The 7,274-nt window shown below is 66.2% G+C and carries 4 protein-coding genes; 3 read left to right on the top strand and 1 reads right to left on the bottom strand.

Translation table 11 applies throughout. The annotated features are described in order from the left end of the window. Positions 1-2,075: primosomal protein N' (gene priA, locus G4O04_09910; protein ID HEY58828.1), on the top strand; the 2,075-nt coding region annotated here is incomplete at its 5' end. A 28-nt stretch (positions 2,076-2,103) separates the two neighbouring features. Here priA and G4O04_09915 read toward each other — a convergent pair. Then, the gene (locus G4O04_09915; GenBank protein HEY58829.1) at positions 2,104-3,093 is read right to left on the bottom strand and encodes a D-cysteine desulfhydrase family protein; all 990 of its coding nucleotides are present in this window, start codon (positions 3,091-3,093) and stop codon (positions 2,104-2,106) included. Between the two features lie 546 nt (positions 3,094-3,639). On the opposite strand from G4O04_09915, the gene G4O04_09920 reads away from it, so the two are divergent. Both G4O04_09920 and G4O04_09925 read left to right on the top strand, forming a co-directional pair. After that, positions 3,640-6,480, top strand: coding sequence for a DNA polymerase III subunit epsilon (locus G4O04_09920; GenBank protein HEY58830.1), 2,841 nt, complete (start codon positions 3,640-3,642; stop codon positions 6,478-6,480). A gap of 459 nt (positions 6,481-6,939) precedes the next feature. Next, the coding region (locus tag G4O04_09925) for a hypothetical protein (protein ID HEY58831.1) at positions 6,940-7,274 on the top strand (335 nt) is incomplete at its 3' end.

A 7,274-nucleotide genomic window follows, 5' to 3' on the forward strand; every position in this document is an offset into this window, starting at 1 on the left:
CGCTGGCCGTGCCCCCGGCCGAGGCCCAGGCCCGCCGCGAGGCGGTGGCCCCGGCCCGCTTTCCCCAGGCTCTGGCCCGCCGCCAGGCCGTGCTCGACGCCCTGCTCCGCGCGGGGGATCCTTTAGACGCCGCCTGGCTCTACGCCGAAACCGGCGCTACCCTGGCTGACCTCAAAGCCCTGGAAAAGCAAGGCCTTATCCGCTTAGGCGAAGCCCCCCGCTGGCGCGACCCCCTGGCCGACGCCGTGCCTCCGCTCCCGGCCACGCCGCCCCCGCTCACCACCGCCCAACAGGCCGCCTGGGAGCCCATCCGCGCCGCCCTCCGCGCGGCCGCCCAGGGCCACCCCCCGGCGAAACCTTTTTTGCTCCACGGCGTCACCGGTTCGGGCAAAACCGAGATCTACCTGCGGGCCGTGGCCGAGACCCTGGCTCAGGGCCGACAGGCCGTGGTGCTGGTGCCCGAGATCGCCCTCACGCCCCAGACGGTGCAGCGTTTTCTGGCCCGCTTTGCGGGGCGGGTGGGCGTGCTTCATTCGCGTCTCAGCGACGGCGAGCGGTACGACACCTGGCGCCGCGTGCGCCGGGGTGAGGTAGAGGTGCTCATCGGGCCGCGCAGCGCCCTGTTCGCGCCTTTCCCCAACCTGGGGCTTATCGTGGTGGATGAGTGCCACGACGAGGCCTACTACCAGGGCGACAAACCCCCTCACTATCATGCCCGTTGGGTGGCTCAGGAGTACGCCCGGCTTACCGGGGCGGTGTGTCTGCTGGGCAGTGCCACCCCGGAGGTGACCACCTACTATCGCGCCCGGCGAAGCGAATTGACCTACCTGCACCTGCCCGCCCGCATCCTGGCCCATCGGGAGCAGGTGAAAGCCTGGTTGGGGGAAGGGGGGGACAGCCTGACCCTCACAGAGGGCACCGAACCCCAGGGCACGGCCCAAGCCCCTCAGTCCCGCCAGGAGGAGGCCGGGGGCAGCACCTCACTCCAGGGTTCGGTGCCGTCCCCTCAGGTCTTCCGTCAAGGCGAGGGCGAGGCCCTGTTCGCCCCGCTGCCTCCGGTCCGGGTGGCGGATATGCGCGCCGAACTGCGGGCAGGGCACACGGGCATTTTCAGCCGCCCGCTCCTGGAGGCCCTGGACGAGACCCTGCGGCGGGGTGAGCAGGCCATCCTCTTCCTCAATCGCCGGGGGATGGCCACCTATGTGTTCTGCCGCGATTGCGGTCATGTGCTTCAATGCCCCCGCTGCGAGATCCCGCTGACCTATCACCGGCACCAGGGGCGCTTGGTGTGCCACCATTGCGGCTACACGCGCCGGATGCCCCAGACCTGCCCCGTCTGCGGGGGGGAGCGCATTCGCGCCTACGGCGCGGGCACCGAGCGGGTGGAAGCCGAAGTGCGGCGTTACTTCCCCCAGGCGCGCCCCCTGCGTTGGGATGCCGAGAGTGTGCGCGGCAAGGCCGGGCACGAGGTCATCCTCAGCCACTTCGTCCATCGCCGCGCCGATGTGCTTATCGGCACCCAGATGCTGGCCAAGGGGCTGGATTTGCCTTTTGTGACCTTGGTGGGGGTGGTGCTGGCCGATGTGGGGCTGACCCTGCCCGACTACCGGGCCGCCGAGCGCACCTTTCAGGTGCTGACCCAGGTGGCCGGACGGGCCGGGCGCAGCCCTCTGGGCGGGCGGGTGATTTTGCAGACCTACCGGCCGGAGCATTATGTCATCCAGGCAGCGGCGCGGCACGATGTGGCCGGTTTCTATGCCACCGAGTTGGCTTACCGCCGGCGTTTGGGGTATCCCCCTTTCGCCCGCTTGGTGCGCCTGTTGGTGCGCCACCGAGATAACGAGACGGCCCGCCGTCAGGCCGAGGCCCTGGCCCAACGGCTGCGCCAGCGGATGCAGCGGGAGGGCTTCCGCGCCACGCAGATGATCGGGCCGGCGCCCTGCTTCTTCGCCCGCGAGGCGGGGCTGTACCGCTGGCACATCATCCTCCGCGGCCCCGACCCCACCCCCCTGCTGCGCGGGATGCGTTTGCCTGCGGAGTGGGAGGTGGAGGTGTCCCCGCCGAGCCTGCTGTGACAGCCCGCGTGGGCTGGCCGGGGAAGCCTCAAAGGGAGGAGGAGGGGAGGTCCAGCAGCCCTTCCCGGTAGCGCGTGGCGAATAGCCCTGGCGTGCCGCCGGTGTGCCAGAAAAGCACCGTGCTGCCGGGCGGAAACACGCCCCGCCGGGCCAGGTCCAGCAATCCGCCGGCCGCCCGCCCGGTATAAACCGGATCGAGCAGCAGGCCCTCAAGGTGGGCGAAGGTGTGGATGGCCTCCGCTTCGTGCGCCGTGAGCACCCCATAGCCGGGGGCGGCGTAGGTGTCTTCGACCCACACCTCGTCGGCGGTGATGGGCTGGGGTGTGCCGAGCAGTGTGCACACTTCGCTGGCTAAGTCGGCCACCCGTTGGCGCAACACGGCGGCTGGCTCGTCCACGCTGATCCCCAGAATGCGCCCGGTGTAGCCCAACAGCCGCGCCCCGGCCACCAGCCCGGCCTGGGTGCCGCCGGAAGACGAAGCCAGGACGATGAAGTCCGGCCTCACGCCCTGGGCAAGCAACTCCTCTAAGGCGTAGGCGTAGGCGGCGGCACCGGTAGGGCTGGACCCACCATAGGGGATGAGGAAGGGGCGCTCCCCGGCCGCCTGAGCCGCCTCGAAAGCCGTCCGCAGGTCGGCATTGCGGCGCTCACGGGTGGTCCAGACTACCTCGGCGCCCAGCAGGCGGTCGAGGAGCAGATTGCCGCTGGCTGGCTCCGGGCCTCCGGCCAGCACTAAGGTGCAGGCCAGCCCCAGTCGCGCGGCGGCCGCGGCGGTCTGGCGGCAGTGGTTCGACTGCACCGCACCGGTGGTCAGCAGGCGTGTGGCTCCTTCGGCCTGCGCCTGGGCGACCAGCAATTCCAGTTTGCGCGTTTTGTTGCCGCCGAAGGCCAGGCCGGTTTGGTCGTCGCGCTTGACCAGCAGGGTCAGGCCCAGTTGATCGCTCAACCGGACCAACGGCTCCACCGGCGTAGGTAGGTGGGCCAGGGGCACGCGAGGGAGAGGAGGCAAAAAGGTCATGGGTCCCTCTTCTGAAGGAAACGGGATGACATCACCCAAAGGTAAAGCATCAGCACCATCGTGGCGCCAAGGCTCTCGCCGAAGAACCATATTTGGGGCATGTTGTCGGCAACCAGCGGCACCGGGGGCGAATTGGACGATCCAGGATGGAGGGTAGCGCCCAGGTACCTAAAAAGATCGCCCCGGGTAATCCCCCCGCGGCCCGCCGTCTCTTTAAAGAGGGGGCGGCGGCCAGGGAAAGGGCCAGGATGAGCAATGCGCACGCCACCAGCGGGCTTACCCAGGCAAACGCGCCCACCCAGGGTACCCTAGCCCCCGATCCCCATCCTCCATTGGTGTGCACGATCCATTGGTCATACTGCCACCAGGGCAGAAGGGCTAAAATCAGCAGCGCCTGATAGGTCAAAGTCACTTTATCTTGTCGGTTTATCATCAGGCATCCACGCCAGGAGAGCATGGCGAACCGCTGCAAAGGATTCACCGCACATGGAACCTCACACATGGAACCCCTTGGCGCCTCACCCACCCATAGTATAATCCCCTTTGATGCTTAACGCCACGCTTGTCGCCTTAGACCTGGAGACTACCGGCCTGGACGCGGACAAAGACACCGTGCTGGAGATCGGCGCGGTGCGTTTTCGTGGCCCGCGTATTGAGGCCGAATTTCACACCCTGGTACACCCCCAACGGCCCATCCCCTCTTTCGTCACCAAACTGACGGGCATCACCCAGGCCATGGTGGCCCAGGCTCCCACGCTGGACGAGGTGCTGGACGACCTGGCCGAGTTCGTCGGCGACGCGCCGGTGGTCGGCCATAATTTGGGATTTGACCTGAGTTTTCTTCGTCCCCATGACCTGCTCCGCGACAATCCGGTCATTGACACTTACGAGTTAGCTTCGGTGCTGCTCCCCACGGCTGAACGGTACAACCTGGGTTATCTGGGGCGCCTTCTGGGGGTGCCGCTTTCGACAACCCATCGTGCCCTGGACGATGCCCGGGTGACCCAGGCGGTCTTTCTGCGCTTGTATGAGCGTCTGCTGGCCCTCCCCGCCTCGCTCATCGCCGAGATCGTCCGTCTGGCGTGGCCGTTGAATTGGTCGGCTACTTGGGTCTTCCAGGAAGCCCTGGAAGAGGTGCAGCGTCGGGGCATCGTCTCCGAACCACCGCGGGAGGAGGGAACTTCGGCAGTTCTCCTCGATTTGCCCTACCGCCTGCCCGAAGCCGCGCCGTCCCTGCCCGAAGGGGAGCCCGCCCTGGACCCCGAGGAGGTGGCCGCTTTGCTGGAGCCCGGCGGCTCCCTGGCGCGTCGCTTCCCGGATTACGAATACCGTTCGCAGCAGGTGGAGATGACCCGCGCCGTGGCCCGGGCTTTGGGCGAAGGGCGACATTTGATGGTGGAAGCCGGCACCGGTACGGGCAAATCCCTGGCCTATCTGGTGCCGGCGGCGTTGTTTGCCCTGCGGCACAATACGCGGGTGGTCATCGCTACCCACACCAAGAATCTTCAGGATCAACTGCTGCAAAAGGATATTCCGGCCGTGCGGCAGGCGCTGGACCTGGAGGAAGGCCAGTTGCGGGCCGTGGTGCTCAAGGGGCGGTCCAATTACCTTTGTCCCCGCCGGTTGGCCTTCATGCGCCGCGAAGGGCCCCGGGACCTCAATGAGTTGCGCGTGTTGGCTAAAGTGCTGGTCTGGCTCCATCAGGGGGGCAGCGGCGTGCGCGATGAGTTGACCCTGCGCGGGCCGGCCGAGGAAGCGGTGTGGAGCCTGCTTAACGCCGAGGACGAGGGATGCAGCGCAGCGGTGTGTCGGGACCGCATGGGCGGCGCCTGCCCGCTTCATCAGGCCCGCACCGCCGCCGAGGCCGCGCATCTGGTGGTGGTCAACCATGCCCTTTTGCTGGCCGATGTGTTGGTGGGGCAGCGCGTCCTGCCAGAGTATCGTTACCTCATCGTGGACGAAGCCCATCACCTGGAGTCTGCCCTGACCAGTGCCTTGACCCAGCGCGTCACCGAGCGCGATTGGCTGCGGTTGCTGCATGACCTGGGCGGCCCGCGCACCGAGGTTCTGGGCCGTTTGCGCCTGCTGGCGCAGGAACTGTTCCCCGAGGATTTCGACGCGTTCACCGAAGCGGTGGAGACCACCACTGATTGGGCTTTCCAGTTCCAGGAGCAGGTCAAAGCCTGCTTTCGCGCGCTGGGGCGCTTTTTGGAGGACCTGCGCGAAGGGCGTCCCATCGGCCCCTATGGGCAACAGGTGCGCATCACGGAGGCCCTGCGCCACCACCCCCTGTGGAGCGAAGTGGAAATCCCCTGGGATGACGCCCGACGCACCTTTGAGCACCTGGACCGCGCCCTGGGAGATGTGGACGCCCTGCTGGCCCGCTGGGATACTCAACTGCGCGCGGGCGTGATGGATGGCCTGGGCGATGGCGAAACGCTGGATCTCATCGGGCGCTTTCGTACCATCGTGCGCCAACTGCACGAAGCCTACCGGCTCATGGAGGGCATCTTGCTGGAGCCCAATGCCGATTTGGTGTATTGGGTCTCCATCCAGGCCACGAGGCGGTGGCTGGCCCTCCACGCCACCCCCCTGCATGTCGGGCCGATGATGCGTCAGCACATCTGGTACGCCAAGGATGCGGTGGTGCTCACCTCGGCCACCCTGAGCGTCGGCGGCGATTTCGACTACCTGCGGCAGCGCCTTTTCGCCGAGGATGTGGACGAGTTAGCCTTGGGCTCGCCCTTCGATTACGAAAGCGCGGCGTTGCTCTATCTGGTCAACGACATTCCGGAGCCCAACCAGCACGCGGCCTACCAGCGGGCGGTAGAGGAGGGGCTGATCCGTCTGGCTAAGGCCACCGGGGGGCGCTTGATGGCCCTGTTCACCTCCTACGCGCAACTGGACCGCACCGCCCGGGCCATCGCGCCGGTGTTAGCCGAGGACGAGATCGTGGTCTTTGCCCAGGGTTCCGGCGCTTCGCCGCGGATGCTCCTGGACTCCTTCCGCGTGGCCGACCGGGCCGTGCTGTTGGGTACCCGTGCCTTTTGGGAGGGCGTGGATCTGCCTGGCGAGGATCTGTTGGCCCTGGTGATCGTCCGGCTCCCCTTTGCCGTCCCTTCGGATCCCCTGGTGGAGGCCCGGGCCGAGACCTTCGACGACCCCTTCTACCAGTTTCAGGTGCCGGAGGCCATCCTGACTTTCCGGCAGGGTTTTGGCCGCCTCATTCGCACCCAAAGCGACCGCGGCATTGTGGCCATCTTCGATCGCCGGGTGCTCTCCAAGCGCTACGGGCGTCTGTTTCTGGAAGCCTTGCCCCCCTGCAAGGTGCACCGGGGGCCGCTGCGTGATTTGCCCCGGGTCGCTTCCCGCTGGTTGGGCACATGATGTGCACCCCGTTGTGGAAAACGGTAGTTTTTGGGGTTTTCAACGCCTAGGAATCGCACAGCGTCGCCAAATTTGCCCTCCGGCTCTGGGCGGAAGCGTCAGGCGTTTTTTAACATTTGCTCCTGCTCGTCCCCCCAGTCCTGGTTTTTTCCCCCGATTTCGGATAGATTTTCCCATATATGGGGGTCCCATGAGGGCGGTGCCTATATCTGGTCATCTCCCACACCCCTTGGCCCGGGTGCTGAGAAGTTTAAAACCTCGGCCCGCACAGCAAACTTTAAGGTGCGTAACCTTAAAGTTTGTGGTTTTTTTAAACTTTTGGCCCTTTTGGGCATTGCTTCTCCGGGAGCTTCCCGATAGAATAGGAGCACCGGAGGTCCCTTGGGGCAGCCAGGGGAAGGGGCGATATCCGAAGGGCACACCAACATCTTGGCACAAACAGCGAACAAGGAGGCATCCGTGGATCCGCGTGCGGCTCATGCTTGGCAGACCGTTTTAGGACAATTGCAAATGGAAATGCCCAAGGCCTCGTTTGACACCTGGGTGCGCGATACCCAGGTGGTGGCCTTTGACGATGGCGTGTTCACCATTGGCGTGCACAACGCCTATGCCCGGGATTGGCTGGCCGACCGTCTCACCAAGACGGTGGAACACAAACTGGCGGGTGTGCTGGGGCAGCCCGTTCAGGTGCGCTTTGTGGTTTGGAACGAAAGCGCGCCCAGCCTCCTGACCGAGTCGCCGACTACGCCGCGCGCCACCTCCTCCGTCGCACTTAGCCCTTCCGAGGTCCAGGC

The sequence above is a fragment of the Anaerolineae bacterium genome (genome assembly GCA_011176535.1).
Taxonomy (GTDB): domain Bacteria; phylum Chloroflexota; class Anaerolineae; order Anaerolineales; family DRMV01; genus DUEP01.

Excerpts from the sequence above, each read along its gene's own strand:
- G4O04_09920 (HEY58830.1), top strand. The coding sequence starts at position 3,640 with ATGCTTAACGCCACGCTTGTCGCCTTAGACCTGGAGACTACCGGCCTG.
- G4O04_09915 (HEY58829.1), bottom strand. The coding sequence starts at position 3,093 with ATGACCTTTTTGCCTCCTCTCCCTCGCGTGCCCCTGGCCCACCTACCT.